This window comes from Stenotrophomonas sp. GbtcB23, from assembly GCF_019091045.1.
Taxonomy (GTDB): Bacteria; Pseudomonadota; Gammaproteobacteria; order Xanthomonadales; family Xanthomonadaceae; genus Stenotrophomonas; species Stenotrophomonas rhizophila_A.
The window spans coordinates 1-22,706 of the sequence record NZ_JAGXKC010000026.1; the positions used below are offsets into that span (position 1 = coordinate 1).

At 66.4% G+C, this 22,706-nt stretch carries 20 protein-coding genes and 2 rRNA genes; 16 read left to right on the forward strand and 6 right to left on the reverse strand.

Annotated features, from left to right (window positions below):
* The first annotated feature begins 227 nt into the window (after positions 1-227).
* From rrf (KVS69_RS11970) to KVS69_RS11980, 3 genes are all read left to right on the forward strand, one after another.
* A 5S ribosomal RNA gene (rrf, locus tag KVS69_RS11970) occupies positions 228-342 on the forward strand.
* Positions 343-501: 159 nt separating this feature from the next.
* A 5S ribosomal RNA gene (gene rrf, locus KVS69_RS11975) occupies positions 502-616 on the forward strand.
* A gap of 344 nt (positions 617-960) precedes the next feature.
* Positions 961-1,443 (forward strand): transposase, encoded by a 483-nt coding sequence (locus tag KVS69_RS11980; RefSeq protein WP_254622157.1) that lies wholly within the window; start codon positions 961-963, stop codon positions 1,441-1,443.
* Positions 1,444-1,505: 62 nt separating this feature from the next.
* Here KVS69_RS11980 and KVS69_RS11985 read toward each other — a convergent pair whose 3' ends face one another.
* Complete coding sequence (locus KVS69_RS11985; RefSeq protein WP_217538207.1) at positions 1,506-3,236, reverse strand: M28 family metallopeptidase; 1,731 nt, start codon at positions 3,234-3,236, stop codon at positions 1,506-1,508.
* A gap of 52 nt (positions 3,237-3,288) precedes the next feature.
* Positions 3,289-3,951, reverse strand: coding sequence for a hypothetical protein (locus tag KVS69_RS11990; protein ID WP_217538208.1), 663 nt, complete (start codon positions 3,949-3,951; stop codon positions 3,289-3,291).
* Positions 3,952-4,156: 205 nt separating this feature from the next.
* On the opposite strand from KVS69_RS11990, the gene KVS69_RS11995 reads away from it, so the two are divergent.
* Both KVS69_RS11995 and KVS69_RS12000 read left to right on the forward strand, forming a co-directional pair.
* A complete protein-coding gene (locus KVS69_RS11995; RefSeq protein ID WP_254622160.1) occupies positions 4,157-5,374 on the forward strand; it encodes a peptidoglycan DD-metalloendopeptidase family protein in 1,218 nt (405 codons plus the stop codon).
* Between the two features lie 96 nt (positions 5,375-5,470).
* Entirely contained in the window at positions 5,471-6,859 is a 1,389-nt protein-coding gene (locus KVS69_RS12000; RefSeq protein WP_217538210.1) for a S41 family peptidase, read from the forward strand.
* Between the two features lie 179 nt (positions 6,860-7,038).
* On the opposite strand, the gene KVS69_RS12005 is transcribed toward KVS69_RS12000, so the two are convergent.
* Positions 7,039-7,731 (reverse strand): rhomboid family intramembrane serine protease, encoded by a 693-nt coding sequence (locus KVS69_RS12005; protein WP_068848738.1) that lies wholly within the window; start codon positions 7,729-7,731, stop codon positions 7,039-7,041.
* A 230-nt stretch (positions 7,732-7,961) separates the two neighbouring features.
* On the opposite strand from KVS69_RS12005, the gene KVS69_RS12010 reads away from it, so the two are divergent.
* Positions 7,962-9,305 carry an outer membrane protein transport protein gene (locus KVS69_RS12010; protein ID WP_093532966.1) on the forward strand — a complete coding sequence of 448 codons (1,344 nt, stop codon included), beginning with the start codon at positions 7,962-7,964 and terminating at the stop codon, positions 9,303-9,305.
* Between the two features lie 194 nt (positions 9,306-9,499).
* Here the strand turns inward: KVS69_RS12010 and KVS69_RS12015 are convergent, their stop codons facing one another.
* Entirely contained in the window at positions 9,500-10,231 is a 732-nt protein-coding gene (locus KVS69_RS12015; protein ID WP_217538211.1) for a ThuA domain-containing protein, read from the reverse strand.
* Between the two features lie 104 nt (positions 10,232-10,335).
* On the opposite strand from KVS69_RS12015, the gene KVS69_RS12020 reads away from it, so the two are divergent.
* Positions 10,336-10,983, forward strand: a complete 648-nt coding sequence (locus tag KVS69_RS12020; RefSeq protein WP_217538212.1) for a hypothetical protein — start codon at positions 10,336-10,338, stop codon at positions 10,981-10,983.
* Between the two features lie 68 nt (positions 10,984-11,051).
* Here the strand turns inward: KVS69_RS12020 and putA are convergent, their stop codons facing one another.
* The gene (gene putA / locus KVS69_RS12025) at positions 11,052-14,276 is read right to left on the reverse strand and encodes a bifunctional proline dehydrogenase/L-glutamate gamma-semialdehyde dehydrogenase PutA (RefSeq protein ID WP_217538213.1); all 3,225 of its coding nucleotides are present in this window, start codon (positions 14,274-14,276) and stop codon (positions 11,052-11,054) included.
* A gap of 441 nt (positions 14,277-14,717) precedes the next feature.
* Between putA and coxB the strand changes: the two genes are divergently transcribed.
* From coxB to KVS69_RS12045, 5 genes are read left to right on the forward strand one after another with little or no spacing between them, the layout of a single operon-like run.
* Complete coding sequence (coxB, locus tag KVS69_RS12030; RefSeq protein WP_217538214.1) at positions 14,718-15,659, forward strand: cytochrome c oxidase subunit II; 942 nt, start codon at positions 14,718-14,720, stop codon at positions 15,657-15,659.
* Positions 15,660-15,718: 59 nt separating this feature from the next.
* On the forward strand, positions 15,719-17,329 hold the full coding sequence (gene ctaD / locus KVS69_RS12035) for a cytochrome c oxidase subunit I (RefSeq protein ID WP_068848748.1): 1,611 nt from the start codon (positions 15,719-15,721) through the stop codon (positions 17,327-17,329).
* An 8-nt stretch (positions 17,330-17,337) separates the two neighbouring features.
* Positions 17,338-17,466: a hypothetical protein gene (locus KVS69_RS21275; RefSeq protein WP_256947664.1), complete on the forward strand. Its 129-nt coding sequence runs from the start codon at positions 17,338-17,340 to the stop codon at positions 17,464-17,466.
* Positions 17,463-18,044: a cytochrome c oxidase assembly protein gene (locus KVS69_RS12040; RefSeq protein ID WP_068848749.1), complete on the forward strand. Its 582-nt coding sequence runs from the start codon at positions 17,463-17,465 to the stop codon at positions 18,042-18,044. Before KVS69_RS21275 ends, KVS69_RS12040 begins: the two co-directional genes overlap by 4 nt.
* A 20-nt stretch (positions 18,045-18,064) precedes the next feature.
* Positions 18,065-18,943: a cytochrome c oxidase subunit 3 gene (locus tag KVS69_RS12045; RefSeq protein ID WP_068848751.1), complete on the forward strand. Its 879-nt coding sequence runs from the start codon at positions 18,065-18,067 to the stop codon at positions 18,941-18,943.
* A 12-nt stretch (positions 18,944-18,955) separates the two neighbouring features.
* On the opposite strand, the gene KVS69_RS12050 is transcribed toward KVS69_RS12045, so the two are convergent.
* The gene (locus KVS69_RS12050) at positions 18,956-19,174 is read right to left on the reverse strand and encodes a twin transmembrane helix small protein (protein ID WP_068848753.1); all 219 of its coding nucleotides are present in this window, start codon (positions 19,172-19,174) and stop codon (positions 18,956-18,958) included.
* A gap of 57 nt (positions 19,175-19,231) precedes the next feature.
* On the opposite strand from KVS69_RS12050, the gene KVS69_RS12055 reads away from it, so the two are divergent.
* From KVS69_RS12055 to cyoE, 4 genes are read left to right on the forward strand one after another with little or no spacing between them, the layout of a single operon-like run.
* Entirely contained in the window at positions 19,232-19,963 is a 732-nt protein-coding gene (locus tag KVS69_RS12055) for an SURF1 family protein (RefSeq protein WP_217538215.1), read from the forward strand.
* A gap of 13 nt (positions 19,964-19,976) precedes the next feature.
* Positions 19,977-20,552: a hypothetical protein gene (locus KVS69_RS12060; protein ID WP_093532971.1), complete on the forward strand. Its 576-nt coding sequence runs from the start codon at positions 19,977-19,979 to the stop codon at positions 20,550-20,552.
* A 10-nt stretch (positions 20,553-20,562) separates the two neighbouring features.
* The gene (locus tag KVS69_RS12065; RefSeq protein ID WP_217538216.1) at positions 20,563-21,759 is read left to right on the forward strand and encodes a COX15/CtaA family protein; all 1,197 of its coding nucleotides are present in this window, start codon (positions 20,563-20,565) and stop codon (positions 21,757-21,759) included.
* Positions 21,756-22,643, forward strand: coding sequence for a heme o synthase (gene cyoE, locus KVS69_RS12070; RefSeq protein WP_217538217.1), 888 nt, complete (start codon positions 21,756-21,758; stop codon positions 22,641-22,643). The genes KVS69_RS12065 and cyoE overlap by 4 nt, the downstream gene beginning before the upstream one ends.
* The last annotated feature ends 63 nt before the right edge of the window (positions 22,644-22,706 follow it).

Sequence of the window (22,706 nt, forward strand, 5' to 3'; positions counted from 1 at the left end):
GGAAGTGAAACGCAGCTGCGCCGATGGTAGTGTGGCTCAAGCCATGCGAGAGTAGGTCATCGCCAGGGTTTACACCCCGAAAACCCCGCTGCAGATGCAGTGGGGTTTTCTTTTTTTTGCAAGTCCCACGTTTTCGGGAGCCTGCACCCGGTAGCACACGACCGTTGGTCGTGTGAAACGGGAGACACGAATGCCGAGCTGGCGCACCGCGCTGCTCCAACCGTCTCCCTGGTGAAATTAGCGCTGTGGAACCACCCGATCCCATCCCGAACTCGGAAGTGAAACGCAGCTGCGCCGATGGTAGTGTGGCTCAAGCCATGCGAGAGTAGGTCATCGCCAGGGTTTACACCCCGAAAACCCCGCTGCAGATGCAGTGGGGTTTTCCTTTTTTTGCAAGTCCCACGTTTTCGGGAGCCTGCACCCGGTAGCACACGACCGTTGGTCGTGTGAAACGGGAGACACGAATGCCGAGCTGGCGCACCGCGCTGCTCCAACCGTCTCCCTGGTGAAATTAGCGCTGTGGAACCACCCGATCCCATCCCGAACTCGGAAGTGAAACGCAGCTGCGCCGATGGTAGTGTGGCTCAAGCCATGCGAGAGTAGGTCATCGCCAGGGTTTACACCCAAAAACCCCGCTGCTCACGCAGCGGGGTTTTTTCTTTTCCGCGATAGGTGCGCGCGTGCCGACCAACGGTCGGCACCTACCGTGTTGGGATGATCGATGTGTGCCGACCAACGGTCGGCACACATCGCGACGGGACGGGAGGTGGTAGGGTCGGTTCCCAAACGACTGCCGATAACGGTGACCGGCACGGTGACGCATGGACCCCGATCGAAACGCGTTCCCTGCGTCCGTGGTCATGCCCCAACGGGGTAATCACCACCACGGCGGTCGATTGGGATGCGACCCTACCGGCTTCGTCTGACAGGCTGATTGATAGTTGCCGGATACAACCAGCCATGGGCGAACGCCACTCTGTGGTCATGCCCAGTCCACGCCTCCTCATCGGCCGCCGCTCCCTCCAGGGCGCCTACTACATGCTCACCACCGTAGTGGCCGGCCGCGAATCGATCTTTGTCGATGACGCCACCGTCGAATGCGTGGTCGAGGCACTTCGCTGCTCAGATCGCGAACATCGCTCACGCACCCTCGCATGGGTGGTGATGCCGGATCACGTCCATTGGCTGATGCAACTGGGCAACGGCAACATCAGTCGCTGTGTCCAAGCCTTCAAATCCCGCTCCTCTCGTGCAGTCAATCTGCATCGCGGCAGCGAGGGCTCGTTGTGGCAACGGGGCTTCTACGATCACTGCATCCGCTCAGACGAATCTTTACTCACACAGGCCAACTACCTGATCGAGAACCCGATTCGTTCGGGGCTCGCTACAAAGGCAGGCGAGTACCCGTATTGCTGGACGCGGTGGCCCTCCGCTACCGAGTGACCCCCAAAAAAGAAGCGGCGCCAAAGGCGCCGCTTCCTTTCAACCAGCGATGTAGGCCAGGCTTACTTCGCAGCCGGAGCCGCCGCAGCCGCCTCGGTCTTGCCCTTCATCATCTCGTCGCGGGCTGCCTTGAACGGGTTGCCCTCGTACCAGTTCGGCCACTGGCCGCCCACGGCGATGGCCTTGCCCACGCCGTGCAGCAACTCCAGGTCTTCCACGGTGCCGTCCAGCTTCCAGGTGCTGGCGTCGTACTCGTCCTTGGGGCCGTGGTACCGGTCGCGGCCATACGCCTCAGCCGCCTTGCGGCCTGCGTCAACGCCGCCCTCAAGCAGGTCTTCGCCGCCGTCGGCATACAGCGCCGGCACGCCGGCCTTGGCGAAGTTGAAGTGGTCCGAACGGAAGTAGAAGCCGCTCTGCACCGAGGTTTCGCCGTGCAGCGTGCGACCCTTCTCCGCCGCCAGCGGCTTGAGGATGTCCTCCAGCTGCGAGCTGCCGAAGCCGGTCACGGTCAGGTCCTTGGCCTTGCCGGCCACCGACATTGCGTCGATGTTGATCACGCCGGCAATCTTGTCCAGCGGGAAGGTCGGGTGGTTCACGTAGTATTTCGACCCCAACAGACCCGATTCTTCCAGCGTCACCGCCAGGAATACCACCGAGCGCTCGGGCGCGGGCTGCTCATGCGCCATCGCATCGGCGATCTCCAGGATGCCGGCCACGCCCGTGGCGTTGTCGATGGCGCCGTTGTAGATGTTGTCGCCCTGCTCGCCTTCATGCTTGCCCAGGTGGTCCCAGTGCGCCATGTACAGCACTGCCTCGTCGGCATGCTTGGTGCCCGGCAGCACGCCGACCACGTTGCGCGACTTCTTTTCAGCGATGGTGCTCTTCAGGTCCAGCGAGATCTTCGCCTTCAGCGGCACCGGCTTGAAGCCGCGCTTGTTGGCATCCTTGTAGGCCTGGTCCAGGTCCAGCCCGGCATCGGCGAACAGCTGGCGCGCCGCTTCGGCACTCAGCCAGCCCTGCGCCGGCAGGCGGGGTTCCGGATCGTCCTTGGCCGGCAGGTCGTACTGCGGGCCGGCCCACGAGTTCTTGACCACCTCCCAACCGTACGAAGCACCGGCGGTGTCATGCACGATCAGCGCCGCGGCAGCGCCCTTGCGGGCGGCCTCTTCGAACTTGTAGGTCCACCGGCCGTAATAGGTCATGCGCTTGCCGTCGAACAGCTTCTCGTCGTTGACGTGGAAACCAGGGTCGTTGACGAACATGACCACCGTCTTGCCCTTCCAGTCCTGGCCGGCGTAGTCGTTCCACTTCTGCTCCGGCGCATCCACGCCGTAGCCGACGAAGACCAGGTCGCTGCCGTCGATCTTCACTTCCTTCTGGCCGCTGCGGGTGCCGATCACCATGTCGGTGCCGAACTTCAGGTCGCGCTGCTTGCCGGCCTGGTCCAGCTTCAGCACGGTGCTCTCATCGGCGGTGGTTTCGGTCATCGCCACCTCCTGGAACCAGCTGTCGCCGTTGCCCGGCTGCAGGCCGATGCGCTGCATCTGGTCGCGGATGTACTCCACCGTGCGGTCTTCGCCGGTGCTGCCCGGCGCGCGGCCTTCGAACTCATCCGACGACAGGGTCTTGACCAGCTCGCCGAAGTCGCCGGCGTTGATTTCGGCCGAGAAGGCGTGGCCGGCGGCGGCCGGGGCGGTATCAGCAGCCGGCGCGGCCGCCGGTGCAGTGGTCTCGCCCTTGCACGCGGTCAGCGCGGCGGTGGCGGCCAGGCACAACAGAAGTTTGCGGGACATCATCGATTCCTGGAGACAAAGGGCCGGTGCGCGGGCACCGGGTAAAAGAGTATCAATCGTTCGGCGCGGCGTCGGTGTCGAACGGCACGGGTTGGGCGCCCTCGACCGGACCAATGTGTGCGCTGCGGTGCACATACAGGGTGACCTCGCGCTCGAAGTGCAGCGGGCCGTTGACCGCCGCATTCGGGCCGATGATCACGCGCGGCTTGCGCCCGGCGCGCAGCGACAGGCTGAAGCTGGGCTTGTTGACGTGGATCCCGCCCTCGACCACCGAACCGATGCCGACGGTGATGTCGCCGTTGACCGTCTCGATGCCTTGGGACAGCCGCGTCTCCACCAGACCGATGCCGCCGTTGACGGTTTCCACGCCACCGTCGATGCGGGTGCCGCGGTCGACAAAGATGCTGCCGTTGACGGTTTCGACATCGCCATCGACCACGACGCGCTGCCCGATCTTGATGCCGCCGTTGACTGTCGAGATGCCACGGGTGCGGGCGCGATCATCCACCTGGATGCCGCCGTTGACGGTCTGGATGTCGCCGGCCTCGGCGCCGCCCTCGACGGTGATTCCACCATTGACGGTGTCCAGGTCGCCGTAGGTCTGGCCGGCGCTGGCGGTGATGCTGCCATTGACCTTGCTGATGCCATCGCTGGCGAAGGCGGGCGCGCAGGGCAGCACCAGGGCAATCAGCAGCGGTAGCGGGAAACGTTTCATGGGGTGCCTCGTCCGGGTATGCGGCTGGCAGGCCGCCTTCAGGAATGTCACCATGCAGCGCTGCAATCCGCATCTGCCTGAAGTCACTGGAAAGCCCTTGCGCCCCAACGTCTTTTCCTCACGCGGGAATAACAATCCGACCGCTGGGCACGGCCGTAGCTCGCGCTGGCCGGTGGCGCTGTCGGCGCTGGCACTGATTCTGGCGATGATCGGCGCTGCGCCGCTGGCCGCGCAGAACCCGAAGGACGCCGAGCGCAAGCTGCAGAAGCTGCGCACCGAGCTGAAGGGTGTCGCCCAGGAACGACGCACGCTGGAAGGCCAGCGCGGGCAGGCCTCGCGCCAGCTGCGCGAGGCCGACGAAAAGGTCGCCCGCACCGGCCGCGTCCTGGCCGAGACCGAAACCGCGCTGCAGCGCGAAACCCGCGCCCTGCAGGAGGCCCAGCAGCGCCGCAGCGAACTGCAGGCGGGCCTGCAGCAGCAGCGCCAGGAGCTGGCCTCGCTGCTGCGCGCCGCCTACCGGATCGGCAACAACGCGCCGTTGAAGCTGCTGCTGTCGCAGGACCGGGTGGCCGATGCCAACCGCACGCTGGCCTACCACCGTTACCTGCAGCGCGAACGCGCGCGGCGCATCGGCGCGCTGACCGCCGACCTGACCGAACTGGAATCGCTGGAGGCGCAGATCGCCGAACGCCGCCAGGCGCTGGAAGGCACCCGCCAGCAGCAGAAACAACAGGCCGCCAGCCTCGCTGCGGACCGCCGCACGCGCGCCGAGACGGTGGCCAGCCTGGACGAACGCTACAAGGACCGCAGCGAACGCGAAAAAGCGCTGGGCCAGGATGCCAAGGCGCTGGAAACCCTGCTGGCCAACCTGCGCGCCGCCGCCGCGCGCGCCGAAGCCGAACGCCGTGCCGCCGCGCGCCGCGCCGCCGCGGAAAAAGCCGCCGCCGAGAAGGCCGAGCGCGCTGCCGCCGCCAGTGGCACCAAGCCGCCGCCGCGCCCGGGCAAGACCCCGCCGGCCGTCGCCTCGGCGCCGCCGCCCAAGGTGGGCGGGCTGGGCTGGCCGCTGTCGGGCAACCTGCTGGCGCGTTACGGCGGCAAGCTGCCGGACGGGCGCACCAGCAGTGGTGTGCTGATCAGCGCGCCTGCCGGCAGCACCGTTACCGCCGTCGCCGATGGCACCGTGGTGTTCTCCGACTGGATGACCGGCTACGGCATGATCCTGATCGTCGACCACGGCAATGGCTACATGAGCCTCTACGCGCACAACGACACGCTGCTGCGCGATGCCGGCGGCACGGTGAAGAAGGGCGATGCCGTGGCCAAGGTCGGCAACTCGGGCGGGCAGGGCGTTACCGCGCTGTATTTTGAATTGCGGCGTAATGGGCAGCCGGTGGATCCGTCGTCGTGGCTGCAGCGCCGGTAGCCCCGTTCAACGGGAATTTACCGTGCCTTCGCGCATAATCGGGCCACGCATCATCGGTGCGTGTGGTCCCGTCCCCCGCTCAACCTGGAGTGCTTCATGCGCGTAGCCCGTTCCGCCACCCTGCTGCTGGCCCTGGTGCCGGCGCTGTCATGGGCGCAGCAGACCGCCCAGGTTCCGGAACGCGGCGGCGATGCAGCCTCCACCGAAGAGGCGGTGACCTCGCGCGTGCCGCTGGATGAAATCCGCCGCTACGTCGCCGTCTACAACGCGGTACGTGCTGCGTATGTCGAGCCGGTGGACGACAAGAAGCTGATGCAGTCGGCCATCCGGGGCCTGCTGCTGGACCTGGACCCGCACAGCACCTACTTCGACAAGGAAGATGCCGAAGCCTTCGACGAACAGGCCGAAGGTGCCTATGAAGGCATCGGCGTGGAGCTGCAGCAGCAGCCCGACAACAGCAGCCTCAAGGTCATCTCGCCGATCGACGACACCCCGGCGGCCAAGGCCGGCATCCTGGCCGGCGACCTGATCATCGCCATCGACGGCAAGCCGATCAGCGCGATCGAAGCCACCGAGCCGCTGCGTGGCAAGGCCGGCAGCAAGGTGATCCTCACCATCGTGCGCGAGGGCAAAGCCAAGCCGTTCGACGTGCCGATCACCCGCGAAACCATCCGCGTCACCAGCGTGCGCAGCCGCATGCTGGAACCCGGCTATGGCTACGTGCGCCTGAGCACCTTCCAGGCCGATACCGGTGCCGATTTCCAGAAGCACGTGGGCCAGCTGCAGCAGCAGGCCGGCGGCAAGCTCAAAGGCCTGGTGCTGGACCTGCGCAGCAACCCCGGTGGCCTGCTCACCGCAGCAGTGCAGGTCGCCGACGACCTGCTGGACAAGGGCAACATCGTCAGCACCCGGGGCCGCATCGCGATCAGCGACGCGCGCTTCGATGCCACGCCCGGCGACCTGCTCAAGGGTGCGCCGGTGGTGGTGTTGGCCGATGCCGGTTCGGCCAGCGCCTCGGAAGTGCTGGCCGGCGCACTGCGCGACAACGGCCGTGCCCGCGTGATCGGCAGCCGCACCTTCGGCAAGGGCTCGGTGCAGACCGTGCTGCCGCTGGACAACGGCGATTCGGTCAAGCTGACCACCGCGCGCTATTACACCCCGAGCGGCAAATCGATCCAGGCCACCGGCATCGTGCCCGACGTGGTGCTGGTGCCGGAGAAGAAGCCGGGCGAAGACGACGACCTGCCGGCCAGCCTGTCCGATTACAGCGAAGCCACGTTGCCGGGCCACCTGCGCGGTGACGAAGAAGGCGGCGAAGGCTACCAGGCCGGCGACGTACTGCCCGGTGACGGCCCGATCAACGACGCGCTGGCCGAGCTGAAGCAGCCCGGTTCGGTAGCCGCAAAGCAGAAGGCCGACGCGGCGAAGAAGCCGGCGCCCAAGGTGGAAGCCAAGCCGAAGCCGGAACCTGCACCCACGCCGTGACGGGTGCACCCGCTGGTAGAGTCGGTTCCCAAACGACTGCCGATAACGGTGCAACGCCCGGTAACGCATTGCGTTGAACGGCGTAACAGCCGGATCCGCCGATGTTCATGCCGACATCGAACGCGGCGGGTACCACGGCGGTCGATTGGGATGCGACCCTACCAGCCTGCGGCGCACGCTTAAAACCCGTGCCGCTTCCGCAACCGCCGCGCGATCGCCGCGCGCACGTACACCCCATACACCAGCCCGAACACGAACCCGGCAATGTGTGCCCACCAGGCCACCATGCCGAAGGTCGGGCCGATGTACGCGAACACAACCTGCAGCCCCGCCCACACCCCGATCAGCAGGTAGGCCGGCGCCCGCACGAATTCCAGGAACAGCCCCAGCGGGATCACCACCCCCAGCCGCGCGCCCGGGAACAGGGCCAGGTACGCCCCGATCAGCGCCGACACCGCGCCACTGGCGCCGATGATGATCTGGTCCGGGCTGCCCATCGTGTAGATCGCGGTGAGGTTGGAGATCGCCCCGCCCACCAGGAACAGCAGGATCAGCCGCCACGGCCCCAGCACCCGTTCGGCGGGCAGCCCGAAGATCAGCAGGAACACCAGGTTGCCCAGCAGGTGCGACCAGTCCGCGTGCAGGAACAGCGCGGTGAACAGCCGCAGCACGCTGCCGTCCTCGAAGGTCGCCCACCAGTCCAACGGCCGGGTCAGCCCGGTGGACAGCGCGCCCCAGTCCATCCACAGGCTGCGCCGGGCATCGCCCGGGCGCGAGATCGACCACAGGAACGCGGCCCACAGCGTCGCGAACAGCAGGGGCGTCGCCCAGCGGACAGCGGACTTCTTGCGGGAGGGGAGCGAGACAAACATGCGTGGGCGCTAGCCTAGCGCGGCAACGCGCCTGAAGGAGCGAAGACGCGTTCAGCCTGAATAGCCGGAAAGGGTGATCGCGTTATTGTTTCATTAACTGGTCTGGGTATACTCGCATACGGCGTCGTATGTCGGGAGGGGAATCCGGCGCGTTGTGTCAAGTCCTTCGGGGCCTGGGACAGCGCAGGCGCGCGTTGCCAAACCACACGCATTTCCGGAGAGAACAAACGATGCATACCGCTTCCACCCTCGCTCGCGTCACCGCCCTCGCTGTCGGCATCGCCGGTGTCCTGGCCGTTGGCCACGTCAACGCCGCCGCCTTCCAGCTGAAGGAAAACAGCGCCAAGGGCCTCGGCCGCGCCTTTGCCGGTTCGGGCAGCGCCCAGGGCGACGCCTCGATCATCGCGGTCAACCCGGCCGGCATGCGCCAGCTGGAAGGCACCCAGATCCAGGGCGACCTGAGCGCCATCAGCTTCAAGGCCGAATTCGAAGGCACCGGCCGCAAGCCGACCGGCCAGCCGCAGACCGGCGGTGACGGCGGCGACGCCGGCATGATCGCCCCGGTTCCGGCCGCGTACTTCCACATGCCGATCGGCGAACAGGCCCACTTCGGCGTGTCGCTGACCGCTCCGTTCGGCTTCAAGACCGACTACGACAACGGCTGGGTGGGTCGCTACAGCGGCCTGAAGACCGACCTGAAGGCGATCGACCTCGGCTTTGCCGCCTCGTACGACGTCAACCCGTACGTGTCCTTCGGCGCGTCGGTGTTCGTTGAGCACCTGACCATCGAACTGAGCAACAACATCGACTTCGGCACCGCGCTGGCCCAGTCCCGCGTGCCGGGCTTCGCCCCGGGCAGCGCCGATGGCAAGCTGACCATGGAAGGTGACAACAATGCGGTGGGCTGGACCGTCGGCGGTCTCTTCAGCCCGGATGAGAACACCCACATCGGCTTCAGCTATCGCTCCAAGGTCGAGCACAAGATCACCGGCGGTGATGCCACCTTCGACGTGCCGGCCAACGCTGCTGCCGTGCTGGCCGTGGCCCAGCCGGGCCGCTTCGTGACCACGTCGGGCAAGGCCACCGTGACCCTGCCGGCGTCGGCAACCATGAGCATCACCCACAATGTCAACGACCGCTGGACCGTGATGGGTGACGTGACCCGTACCGCCTGGTCGACCGCGTTCGACTCGGTCACCATCGACTACGGTTCGGCCCAGCCGGATTCGGTCCTGGACTTCTCCTATCGCGACACCACCTTCGTCTCGCTGGGTGCGGACTACAAGCTGAGCGACACCCTGACCCTGCGTGGCGGCGTCGCGTACGACCAGACCCCGACCACCGACGCCCACCGCGACGTGCGTGTGCCGGACACCAGCCGCAAGTGGCTGTCTTTCGGCCTGGGCTGGACCCCGGCGGCGAACATGGAATACAACTTCGGTTATACCCACCTGTTCACCAGCGACCCGAACGTGAACATTGGCGCCACCACCAACAACCAGGGCAACTCGCTGACCGGCAAGTACAAGGTCCGCGGCGACGTGCTGGCTGCATCGTTCAACTACAAGTTCTGATCCACGGCGTTCGCGCCGCGTAACAGACGGAAGGCCCCGCGCAAGCGGGGCCTTCTGCGTTGTGGGTCGGCAACCGGATGCGAAACGGGATGCGGACGCGGATGCGAAACCGCACCGGTAGAGCCGACTGTTAGTCGGCTGCTCTACGCGCGGTCCACGGCTTCATGCGAACGGCAGCCGACTGACAGTCGGCTCTACCCGCACGCGGGCGAACGTCCTGCGGCGTACAACAGGCCCTGGCGCAGCTGTGCCAGGAAATCGCGGTTGCGGTACAGCGCTGCGTCATGCCCCAGGCCGGTGTACCAGCTGCGCCCGCCATCAAACCGGTGGCACCACGCAATGGGGTGGTCGGCACCCATCGTGCCGCCCTGGTACATGCGCTCGTCCACAGTGGCAGTGACCTGCACGACCCCACGCGGGTTGCTGCGGAAGTTGTACAGCTCGTCGCGTACCGGCCACGAGGTGCCCTGCGGCTTGCCCTCGCGCTCCGGCTGCACGCGGCTGAACTGCCGGCCTTCGGGGTGGTTCTTGAAGTACGCGCCCACCAGCTGCCCATACCAGGGCCAGTCGTACTCGGTGTCGGCGGCCGAATGCACGCCCATGAACCCGCCACCCGCGCGGATGAAGGTCTCCATCGCCTGCTGTTGGGTGGCATCGAGCACATCGCCGGTGGTGTTGGCGAACACCACCACCCGATAGCGGGCCAGGTTGGCGTCGTTGAAATCGGCCGCGTTCTCGCTCTGGTCCACTGCCATCCGCTCGCGCTCGGCCAGCAGGCGCAGCGTGCTCACGGCAGTGGGAATCGAGTCGTGGCGGAACTTGGCGGTACTGGTGAACACCAGCACGCGCTCGTTGGCCGCCGCCATGGCCGCGGGAACGGTGGACAGGAACATCGCCAACAGCAACGGCAGGACATTTGGGCGCATGGCCGGATCATGCCACAGCCCCGTACAATCCCGGTCCGCGCGCAGCCGGCCGGATGCCGCCTGCGGCGCAGGAACCGCTTCACGATCCATGACAAGGAAACCACATGTCGCCCGTTCTGCTTCGTTCCACCCTGGCCTTCGCCCTCTCCGCGCTGGCCGCGCCGGCCTTCGCCGCCGCCGATTTCGCCACCTGTTTCACCCTCACCCCGGGCCTGCGCTACTCCACCGGCGATGAAACCCTGACCATCGAGAAGGCGGAGTTCGCCGGCCAGCAGGCCATCCGCGTGCAGAGCGCCGGTGGTGGCGTCGGTACGGCCGCCTACTACGATGCCAGCGGCCGCCAGCTGCTGGGCCAGGACCGCTACGGCATCTCCGCCTGGGGAGGCGACGCCTCCCGGCCGGTGATGACCGATACCTTCAAGCCCGCGCCGACCTTCCCGCAGGCCGCCAGGCCGGGCGAGCGCTTCGTGGTCAACGGCAGCGGCGAACGCACCCACCACGTGGAGCAAACGGTGGAGCCGGTGGATTACGACGGCTTCAACGACTACACCTTCGTCGGCTTCGAAGACGTGGAGGCCACGGTCGACGACCAGCCGCGCACCTTCAAGGACACCTGCCACGTCAGCGCGACCTTCGAAGACAACCGCATGGAAGCCTGGTACGCACCTGGGTTCGGCCGCATCAAATTCGAGCGCTACATGGGCGAAGAACTGCTCATGCGCGATGAAATCGAGGCCATCCACGCCGAGTGACGGCGTCGGCATCACCCACGAAAAACCCCGCTTTCGCGGGGTTTTCGTTCAAACCATCACAACATCGATCAATCGCCCAACGTCAGCAGCGACGCATTGCCACCGGCCGCGGTGGTGTTCACGGTGACGGTCTTCTCGGTGGCAAAACGCAGCAGGTAGTGCGGGCCGCCGGCCTTCGGACCGGTGCCCGACAGGCCCTGGCCGCCGAACGGCTGCACGCCCACCACCGCACCGATCTGGTTGCGGTTGACGTACACGTTGCCCACGTTCACCCGCGAGGAAATGCGGTCCACGGTTTCGTCGATGCGCGAATGCACGCCCAGGGTGAGGCCGTAGCCGGTGGCGTTGATCTGGTCGATCACCGCATCGAGCTGGTCGCCCTTCCAGCGGATCACGTGCAGCACCGGCCCGAAGATTTCCTTGTGCAGCTGGTCCAGGTTCTTCAGCTCATACGCACGCGGCGCGAAGAAGGTGCCGTGCGCGGCCGCTTCGCTGAGCTCGGCAGCGGCGATCAGGCGCGCTTCCTTCTCCATGCGCACCGCATGTTCCTGCAGGATCTGCAGCGCATCGGCATCGATCACCGGGCCGACGTCGGTCGACAGCAGGCCCGGGTCGCCGATCTTCAGCTCGGCCATCGCACCGGCCAGCATGGTCATCACCTTGTCGGCGATGTCGTCCTGCACGAACAGCACGCGTGCGGCCGAGCAGCGCTGGCCGGCCGAGGTGAACGCCGAACCGATCGCATCCTTGACCAGCTGTTCCGGCAGCGCCGAGGAATCGGCGATGAAGGCGTTCTGGCCGCCGGTTTCGGCGATCAGCACGCCAATGGCGGCATCGCGCGCAGCCATCGCACGGTTGATCGCGCGCGCGGTATCGGTCGAACCGGTGAAGGCCACGCCGGCCACGCGCGGGTCGGCGGTGAGCGCGGCACCCACGGTGGCGCCGTCGCCCGGCAGGAACTGCACCACGCCTTCGGGCACGCCGGCGTCCAGCAGCAGCTTCACCGCGTAGTAGCCGATCAGGTTGGTCTGTTCGGCCGGCTTGGCGATCACGCTGTTGCCGGCGGCCAGCGCGGCGCTGACCTGGCCCAGGAAGATCGCCAGCGGGAAGTTCCACGGGCTGATGCACACGAACACGCCGCGGCCATGCAGCTGCAGCTCGTTGGATTCACCGGTCGGGCTGGGCAGCTTCTCGGCATGGCCGAACTGCTCGCGCGCCTGCTTGGCGTAGTAACGCAGGAAGTCCACCGCTTCGCGCACTTCGGCGATGCCGTCGGGCAGGCTCTTGCCGGCTTCCTTGACGCACAGCGCCATGAATTCCGGCAGGCGGGCTTCCAGCTGGTCGGCAGCGTGCTCGAGGATCGCCGCGCGGCTGGCGGCCGGGGTGCGGTTCCACTGCGGCTGGGCGGCCACGGCGTTGGCCAGGGCCTTTTCCACGGTGGCGCTGTCGGCCGGCTGCCACTGGCCCACCACCTGGCGCGTGTCGGCCGGGTTGACCACGTTCAACAGCGCGCCGGTGGGCTGTGCACCCGGCACCAGCGGAGCGGCCTGCCACGGCTTGACGGCGGCGTTGAGCTGCTCGGCCAGGGCGCGCAGATCGTTGTCGTTGGCGAGATTGACGCCCATGGAGTTCTTCCTGTCGTGGTTCTGGCTGCGCAGCAGGTCAACCGGCAGCGGGATTTTCGGGTGCGGAATGGAATCGAACGAGGCAACGGCTTCGACCGGATCGCGGATCAGGTCGTCGATGGCCACCGCGTCGTCGGTGATGCGGTTGACGAAGCTGGAGTTGGCGCCGTTCTCGAGCAGGCGGCGCACCAGGTACGGCAGCAGGTCTTCGTGCGAACCCACCGGGGCGTACACGCGGCACGGCACGTTCAGGCGGTGGGCCGGCACCACTTCGGCGTACAGGTCATCGCCCATGCCGTGCAGCTTCTGGTGTTCGTACTGGCCACCCTGCGCGATCGCCTGCACCGCCGCGATGGTGTGCGCGTTGTGCGTGGCGAACATCGGGTAGATCGCATCGGCATGGGTGAACAGACGCTTGGCACAGGCCAGGTAGGACACGTCGGTGTTCTGCTTGCGGGTGAACACCGGGTAGGCCGGCAGGCCGTCGATCTGGGCGCGCTTGATCTCCGCGTCCCAGTACGCGCCCTTGACCAGGCGCACCTGCAGGCGACGGCCGATGCGGCGGGCCAGGTCGGCCAGGTAATCGATCGTGTACGGGGTGCGCTTCTGGTACGCCTGCACCACCACGCCGAAGCCTTCCCACCCGGCCAGCGAGGCATCGCTCACCACCGCTTCGATGATGTCCAGCGACAGTTCCAGGCGGTCGGTTTCCTCGGCATCCACCGTGCAGCCGATGCCGTACGACTTGGCCAGTTGTGCCAGTTCCAGCACGCCCGGGACCAGGTCGGCCATCACGCGCGCGCGCTTGGCGTGCTCGTAGCGCGGGTACAGCGCCGACAGCTTGATGGAAATGCCCGGGGCCGAATTGACGTCGCCATCCGGGCGGCCGCCACGGGCCTTGTGGTCGCCACCGATGGAGTGGATCGCGCGGCGGTAGTCTTCCAGGTAACGCTTGGCGTCCTTCATGGTCAGCGCGCCTTCGCCAAGCATGTCGAACGAATAGCGGTAGCTGGCGTTGTCGCCCTTGTGCGAGCGCGACAGCGCTTCGTCGATGGTGCGGCCCATGACGAACTGGTGGCCCATGATCTTCATCGCCTGGCGCACGGCCAGGCGGATCACCGGCTCACCCACGCGGCCCATCAGGCGCGCGAACGCGCCCGGCACGTCGGCGCGGGTGGAGTCGTTGATCTGCACGATGTGGCCGGTGAGCATCAGGCCCCAGGTGGAGGCGTTGACCAGCACCGAATCGCTGCCGCCCAGGTGCTTCTTCCAGTCCGCTTCGCCGAGCTTGTCGCGGATCAGCTTGTCGGCGGTCTCCTGGTCCGGAATGCGCAGCAGCGCTTCGGCCACGCACATCAGCAGCACGCCTTCCTCGCTGCCCAGGTCGTACTGGCGCATGAAGGCTTCGATCGCGCCCTGGTCCTTGGCACGCACGCGTACGCGCTTGACCAGGTCGGCGGCGGTGGCCTGCACCTTCGCCTGCTCGTCCGCGGGCAGGCGCGCCTGCGCCAGCAGCTCGCGCACGTGGCTGGCCTCGTCCTTCATCCAGGCATCGGTGATCGCCTGGCGGAACGCATTGGGAACGGCCGGCAGCTCGGGGGACAGCAGCGGCGGGCGGGAGGCGCCGGACGGGGCCGGGGCAGGGGGAAGCGCGGAAGATGCGGTCATGCCGGTTGGCTCGTGGAAAACTTGACCATTTTAATCGCTTTTTCATCCGTGAAAGCAATCGGAGATGCGCCGCCGATTACGGTCATAGCCTTTCATACAGGGGGATTCGGCGGATCCCGAGGTGTCGTTGAAACTGTGCCGATTTCGTCAAAACAGCTGCCGATGCTTATGCTGTATTGCACCATTGTCAAAACTGTGAATGGACCCTTGCCGGTCGCGCGAGATCAGGGCTACCATCGAGACGTTTCCTGCGGCAGGAACACGCGTCCCCCACGGGCGCTCGAATGAACGGTGTGTGCGGAGATGAATCCGCACCCGGTCGATCGCCGGTGTTCAGTGCATACCCCCATGGGGTGGGGGCTGATCGTCGGCGGGAAGAGAACCAGAAGGCTTGCTAGTGGCCAGCGATGGCTGCAACCGACGACGCTAAGGGTCTAGGCAATGAAGCAACGCAGAAAGTGGGGCACGCAGTTCGCAAAGGCAGTGGGGTGTGGGGCAGCGCTGATGGCGCCGGCTCTGGCGTGGGCCCAATCGGCCGACCCGGTTCCGTGGCAGCTGAACATGGGCAAGGGGGTCACCCAGAGCTCGCGGCTGGCCTGGGAATCCAACATGTTCTCCCTGTGGGTGTGTACGGTCATCGGCGTGCTGGTATTCGGCGCGATGTTCTATGCCATCTTCAAGTTCCGCAAATCCAAGGGGGCGGTCGCCGCCACCTTCAGCCACAACACCAGGGCCGAGATCGTCTGGACGGTCATTCCAGTGATCATCCTGGTGGTGATGGCGTGGCCGGCCACGGCCAACCTGATCAAGTTCTACGACACCCGCGATGCCGAAATGACCGTCAAGGTCACCGGCTACCAGTGGATGTGGAAGTACGAATACCTGGGTGAAGACGTCACCTTCACCAGCCGCCTGGACCGCGAATCCGACCGGGTCCGGCAGAGCGGCAAGGTACCCGACCGCGAAAGCCACCCGCATTACCTCCTCGACGTGGACAACCGCCTGGTGTTGCCGGTCGATACCAAGGTGCGTTTCGTCATCACCTCCGACGACGTGATCCACGCGTGGTGGGTGCCGGCGCTGGGCTGGAAGCAGGATGCCATTCCCGGTTTCGTCAACGAAGCCTGGACCAATATCGAGAAGGTCGGCGTGTACCGCGGCCAGTGTGCCGAACTGTGCGGCAAGGACCATGGCTTCATGCCCATCGTGGTGGAAGCGGTGTCCAAGGAAGATTTCCAGAAGTGGCTGGCCGGAAAGCGGCCCAAGGCGCCCGACCCGGCACCGGCACCGGCCGCACCGGAAGCCGCCCCTGCGCCCGCAGACCCGGCGGCGCCCGCACCCGAGGCTGCACCCGCAGCTGCACCGGCGCCTGAAAACGCCTGATACGAACCGCGCGCGCCGCACGGCGCGCGCTGATACCGAACCAACGAGGTGGTGTGGCGATGGCGCATTCCGCAGTTGATCACGACGGGCATCACGGGCATCAGCAGTCGTTCTTCGAGCGTTGGTTCTTCTCGACCAACCACAAGGACATCGGCACGCTCTACCTGCTTTTCAGCTTCATCATGTTCATCATCGGCGCGGCGATGAGCGTGATCATCCGCGCCGAGCTGATGCAGCCTGGCCTGCAGTTCGTGAAGCCGGAAACCTTCAACCAGCTCACCACCGTGCATGCGCTGGTGATGATCTTCGGTGGCGTCATGCCTGCCTTCGTCGGCCTGGCCAACTGGATGATCCCGTTGCAGGTGGGCGCGCCGGACATGGCGCTGCCGCGCATGAACAACTGGTCGTTCTGGCTGCTGCCGGTGGCCTTCAGCCTGCTGCTGCTCACCTTCCTGCTGCCCGGCGGTGCGCCGGCCGGCGGCTGGACCCTGTACCCGCCGCTGTCACTGCAGGGCGGCTACAACGTGGCGTTCACCGTGTTCGCCATCCACGTGGCCGGCATCAGTTCGATCATGGGCGCGATCAACATCATCGCCACCGTGCTCAACATGCGCGCCCCGGGCATCGACCTGCTGAAGATGCCGATCTTCTGCTGGTCCTGGCTGATCACCGCCTTCCTGCTGATCGCCGTGATGCCGGTGCTGGCCGGTGCGGTGACCATGCTGCTCACCGACAAGTTCTTCGGTACCAGCTTCTTCAACGCGGCCGGCGGCGGCGATCCGGTGATGTTCCAGCACATCTTCTGGTTCTTCGGCCACCCGGAGGTGTACATCATGATCCTGCCGGCGTTCGGCGTGGTCAGTGAAATCATCCCCACCTTCAGCCGCAAGCCGCTGTTCGGTTACCAGGCCATGGTCTACGCGATCGCCGCGATCGCCTTCCTGTCCTTCATCGTCTGGGCCCACCACATGTTCACCGTGGGCATGCCGCTGGGCGGCGAAATCTACTTCATGTTCGCCACGATGCTGATCTCCATCCCGACCGGGGTGAAGGTGTTCAACTGGGTGAGCACCATGTGGCGCGGTTCGCTCACCTTCGAAGCGCCCATGCTGTGGGCGGTCGCCTTCGTGATCCTGTTCACCATCGGCGGCTTCTCCGGCCTGATGCTGGCCATCGTGGTGGCCGACTTCCAGTACCACGACACCTACTTCGTCGTGGCGCACTTCCACTACGTGCTGGTCACCGGCGCGGTGTTCGCGCTGATCGGCGCCGTGTACTACTGGTGGCCGAAGTGGACCGGGCGCATGTACAGCGAGTTCTGGGCCAAGGTGCACTTCTGGTGGTCCATCATTTTCGTGAACCTGCTGTTCTTCCCGCAGCACTTCCTGGGCCTGGCCGGCATGCCGCGCCGCATTCCCGATTACAGCGTGGCGTTCGCCGACTGGAACCTGATCAGCTCCATCGGCGCGTTCGGCATGTTCGTGACCCCGTTCATGATGGCCGCAATCCTGATCGCCTCGCTGCGCAACGGCGAAAAGGCCGCTGACCGCGCCTGGGAAGGTGCACGCGGGCTGGAGTGGACGGTTCCGTCACCGGCACCGGCGCATACCTTCACCGTACCGCCGACCATCCGCCCGGGCGATCTGGCCCATGACGACATCACCCATTGAGGTCCGCCATGCATGATGTCCACCAACAGGATCTGGCTGCCCGCCGCCAACGCGCACGGCGCACCGCGCTGTGGGTCGGTGCGGTCGCGATCCTGGTCTATGTCGGCTTCATCCTGAGCGGGGTGCTGGGCCGATGAGCGAGACCCGCCCCGCACCGCATGCCGGGCTGCCGCGCCTGATCGCGGTGGCGGTGGCGGTGTTCGTGCTCACCTTCTCGCTGGTGCCGCTGTATCGCATCGCGTGCGAAAAGGTGTTCGGGGTGCGGCTGGAGCGTGGGCCCGGTGCGGCGGCGGTGGGCGCGCCCGGCGCAGCCAAGCGCACCGTGCGGGTGCAGTTCGATGGCGGGGTGAACTCCAAGCTGCCGTGGGCCTTCCACCCCGAACAGCTGACCATGGACGTGGTGCCCGGCGAGCTCAACGAAGCGCTGTACTACGCGCGCAATGACAGCGACCACGCGCTGGTGGGCAGCGCGGTGCCGTCGGTGGCCCCGGCCAAGGCCTCGGGCTACTTCAGCAAGACCGAATGCTTCTGCTTCACCGCGCAGACCCTGGTGGCCGGCGAGAAACGCGACATGCCGGTGCGTTTCATCGTCGACCCGGACCTGCCCGCCAACATCAAGACCATCACCCTGTCCTACACGTTCTACAAGAACGACGCGCTGTCGGCGCAGCTGGCCACGGCGACCCCGCCGGCCACCGCGCGCTCGGCACCCTGATACGTACCCGGATACCGATCATGGCCACCCAGCACAGCCCAGACGCCAACGTGTACTTCGTGCCCACCCACAGCAAGTGGCCCTTCATCGGTTCCATCGCGATGATGGTCACCATGGTGGGCGTGGCCAGCTGGCTCAATGATGCCGGCTGGGGCAAGTGGACCTTCTACGCCGGCATCGCCATGCTGGTGCTGACCCTGTTCTGGTGGTTCAGCGACGTCGTGCGCGAATCGCAGGCCGGCAACTACAACCACCAGGTCGACGGCTCGTTCCGGATGGGCATGGTGTGGTTCATCTTCTCCGAAGTGATGTTCTTCGGTGCCTTCTTCGGCGCGTTGTTCTACACCCGCAACCTGGGCCTGCCGTGGCTGGGCGGCGAGGGCGACGGGGTAATGACCAATGAACTGCTCTGGGATGGCTACTCGGCCGCCTGGCCGACCAACGGCCCGGGTGCCATCGGCGGCCACTTCCAGACCATCCCGGCCTGGGGCCTGCCGCTGATCAACACGCTGATCCTGCTCACTTCCGGCGTCACCCTCACCATCGCCCACCATGCGCTCAAGGCCGGCCACCGCCGCCAGCTGCTGGTGTGGCTGGGCATCACCGTGCTGCTGGGCGCGTTCTTCCTCACCCTGCAGGCCGAGGAGTACATCCACGCCTACAAGGAGCTCAACCTCACCCTGGGCTCGGGCATCTACGGCTCCACGTTCTTCATGCTCACCGGCTTCCACGGCGCGCACGTGCTGCTGGGCACGATCATGCTGATCGTGATGTGGCTGCGCTCGGCCAAGGGCCACTTCACCCGCGACAACCATTTCGGTTTCGAAGCCGCCGCGTGGTATTGGCACTTCGTCGACGTGGTGTGGCTGATGCTGTTCCTGTTCGTCTACGTGCTGTAGCGTCGGGCGGTATCAACCGCCCACGCCGTGGGGTTTGATCCAGCCGCTGTAGATGCCGATGGCCACCAGCACGATCAGCGCCACCGATACCGCGATGCGGCGGGTGAGCGCATTGACCGTGCGTTTGGTCTGGCCACGGTCGACCAGCAGGTAATACAGCCCCGCGCCCAGATTCCAGACGATGACGATCAGAAACGCGATTACCAGCAGGGTCTTCAACGAATCATTCATGCGCAGCTCGAGGGCAGGGCGGGTATGCCTATCTGACCGCGTTTTGCCGGCGTTGTCATGATGCGCAAGCACACGCGCCTGATCGGCTGGGTCGTCGCCGTGCTGGTGATCCTCGCGTTCTGCCAGCTGGGCCGCTGGCAGCTGCAGCGGATGCATGAAAAACAGGCGCTGCTGGATCAGCAACTGCCGGCCCGTGCGCAGACCCTCAGCCTGGCCCAGGCGCAGGCCGCACCCGTGCAGCTGCGCTGGGTGGAGGACCACGGCCACTTCCTGCCCGGCACCCTGCTGCTGGACAACCAGACCCGCGAAGGCCGCGCCGGCATCAAGGTGTACCAGCCGTTCCGCAGCGATGGCGGCGCGGTGGTGCTGGTGGACCTGGGCTGGCTGCCGATGCCGGGCGACCGCACCCTGCCGGCCATCGTGCCGCGCGAGGGTCCCGCCCAGGTGGCCGGCCTGCTGGCGCCGCCGCCGGCCAGCGGGCTCGTGCTGGGCCCGGCATTCACCACGACCCCGCAACCGGGTGTGTGGCTGGCCAACCGCATGCCGCCCGATGACGTCGCCTCCACGCTGGCACTGCCCGCGGGCAGCCTGCACGGCCCGGTACTGCGCCTGGACCCCGCGCTGCCCGGCGGCTACGCCCGCGACCTGGAGCTGCTGCCCAACACCCTGCCGCCCAGCCGCCACCTCGGCTACGCCGTGCAGTGGTTCGGCCTGGCCCTGACCGTGCTGATCGTCGCACTCGTCCTCGAATGGCGCCGGCGGCGCACGGCACGCCCCCTCCTTCCATGAGAAAATCCCACGCATGAATGCCATCACCCCGGAACAGCTCAAGGCCCGCAACCGTGGCCGCTGGACCCTGGTAGCCCTGTTCGGCCTGTTCTTCGGGGCCATGGCGCTGGCCGGCGTGCTGCGCTTCGCCGGCTGGCAGCCGGCCGCCCACCGCAACACCGGCGAAGTGTTCACCCCGGCGGTGGACGCGCGCGCGCTGCCGCCCACCCTGGCCAACGGCCAACCGTACCCGTGGAACCCCGATGCCCATGTCTGGCGCATCCTGGTGGCGCCGGCCCCGGGCTGCGCGGCCGAGTGCGTCACTTTGTCGCAGGGATTGGACAAGGTGTGGCAGCTGTTCGGCCATAGGGCCGATAATGTCGAGATCCTGTGGCTGGGTACGCCGCCGGCCGAGGTCCAGGGCTTTCCCGCCCTGCGCGTGCTGGCCCCCCAGCCGAACCTGCGTGCCGTGTTGCCCGCCGTGGATGACGCCGCCGGCACGCCTGTGTATGTCATCGACCCGAATGGGTTCGTGATCATGCGGTATGCGCCGGGATTCGAATTGGCCGGTCTGCGCAAGGACATGGCCACGCTGTTGAAACTGAAGTGAGTTCCGTTTGATGAACCCCACCGCGCGCCCGGCGCTGCATCGCAATTTCCACCGTCTGGCGTGGTTCGCCCTGATCATGACGGCCAGCACGATCATGTTTGGTTCGTTCGTGCGCCTGTCCGATGCCGGCCTGAGCTGCCCGGACTGGCCGACCTGCTACGGCCGCGTGACCTGGCCGCAGCATGCGCAGGAAGTGATCGGCCACGAAGCGGCCAAGATCCGCCCGCTGGAAACCCACAAGGCGTGGCGCGAGCAGGTGCACCGTTTCCTGGCCGGCGCGCTGGGCATCGAAATCCTCACCCTGGCCCTGCTGGCCACGCGCCGCCGGCGCTGGGGCACCACCGCCGTGGTTACCGCGTGCGTGCTGGTGGCCACCGGCATACCGCTGTACATGATGGGCATGCATGTCCTGGCCAGCATCCTGGCCATCACCGGCGAAGTGATCCTGCTGATCGCCGCGTTGCGCTGGAACAACATCGACCTCTCACGCGCGGCCTTGCTGACGCTGGCGGTGGTGATCTTCCAGGCGCTGCTGGGCATGTGGACGGTGACCCTGCTGCTCAAGCCCATCGTGGTGATGGGTCACCTGCTCGGCGGCATGCTGATGTTCGGGCTGCTGGTGTGGATGGCCTGGCGCGCCACGCACATGCCGATCACCCTGGTGCAGGCACCGAAGCTGAAGTGGCTGCTGCGCATCGGCGTGGCCGTGCTGGTCATGCAGATCGCATTGGGTGGCTGGGTGAGCGCCAACTACGCCGCGCTGGCCTGCGGCGGCGGCAGTGCGTCGCTGGATAACTTCCCGCGCTGCGTCAGCCAGTGGTGGCCTCAGCACGACTTCAAGGAAGGCTTCACGCTGTGGCGTGGCATCGGCGTGGATTACGAAGGGGGCGTGCTCGATGGCGCTTCGCGTATCGCGATCCAGATGACGCACCGGATGTTTGCCGTTGTCGTGGCGGTGTACCTGCTGTGGCTGGCGGTGCGCCTGTACCGGCTGCCGAGCATGCGTGGCTGGGCCAGCGCGCTGGGGCTGCTGGTGGTGGCGCAGATTACCCTGGGCATTCTCAACGTGAAGCTGGCGGTGCCGCTGGAAGTGGCAGTGGCGCACAGCGGCGGCGCGGTCGCGCTGCTGTTCGTGCTGGTCACGCTGATGGCGCGCCTGCGCGCGCCTTCCGACGTGGTGGATGAAGCCGTCGGGGCGACACCATGAGCATCAGGCAGTATTGGGACCTGACCAAGCCGAAGGTCGTGGCGTTGATCGTGTTCACCGCGCTGGTGGGCATGTTCCTGGCCATCCCCGCGTTGCCCACCGCCGAGCAGGCCATGCGCGGCGCGCTGGGCTTCCTCGGCATCTGGCTGGCGGCCTCGGCCGCGGCGGCCATCAACCAGCTGCTGGATGCGCAGATCGACGCGCAGATGGCGCGCACCTCGTGGCGGCCACTGGTAGTGGGCAAGGTCAAGCCGTGGCAGGTGCTGGTGTTCGCCGGCGCGCTGATCGTGCTGTCGATGACCATCCTGGTGCTGTGGGTGAACGTCATCACCGCCGTGCTGACCTTCGCCTCGCTGATCGGCTACGCGGTGATCTACACCGTGTACCTCAAGCGCGCCACCTCGCAGAACATCGTCATCGGCGGTCTCGCCGGCGCCACCCCGCCGCTGCTGGGCTGGGCGGCCATCACCGGCATGCAGGGCCCGTGGGACTGGGCGTATGCATCGTTGCTGGTGCTGATCATCTTCATCTGGACCCCGCCGCATTTCTGGGCGCTGGCAATCTTCCGCCGCGAAGATTACGCCAAGGCCAAGATCCCGATGCTGCCGGTCACCCATGGCGTGGCGTACACCCGCAAGTCGATCATGGCGTATTCCATCGTGCTGGCCATCGTCAGCATCCTGCCCACGGTGGTGGGCATGAGCGGGCTGTTCTACCTGGGCGGCGCGGTGGTGCTCAACGCCGTGTTCCTCTGGTACGCCTGGCGCATGCTCAATCCACCGGACGAGCTGTTCTCGATGAAGATGTTCGGCTACTCCATCGTCTACCTCATGGCGCTGTTCGCGTTCCTGATGGTGGACCACTGGATGCTGCCGTTCCTGTGAGCTTCCTGCGCCAGCCTTGAAACCGGACATCGCGTCGCCATTGCTTTCATGACCCCAACAGGA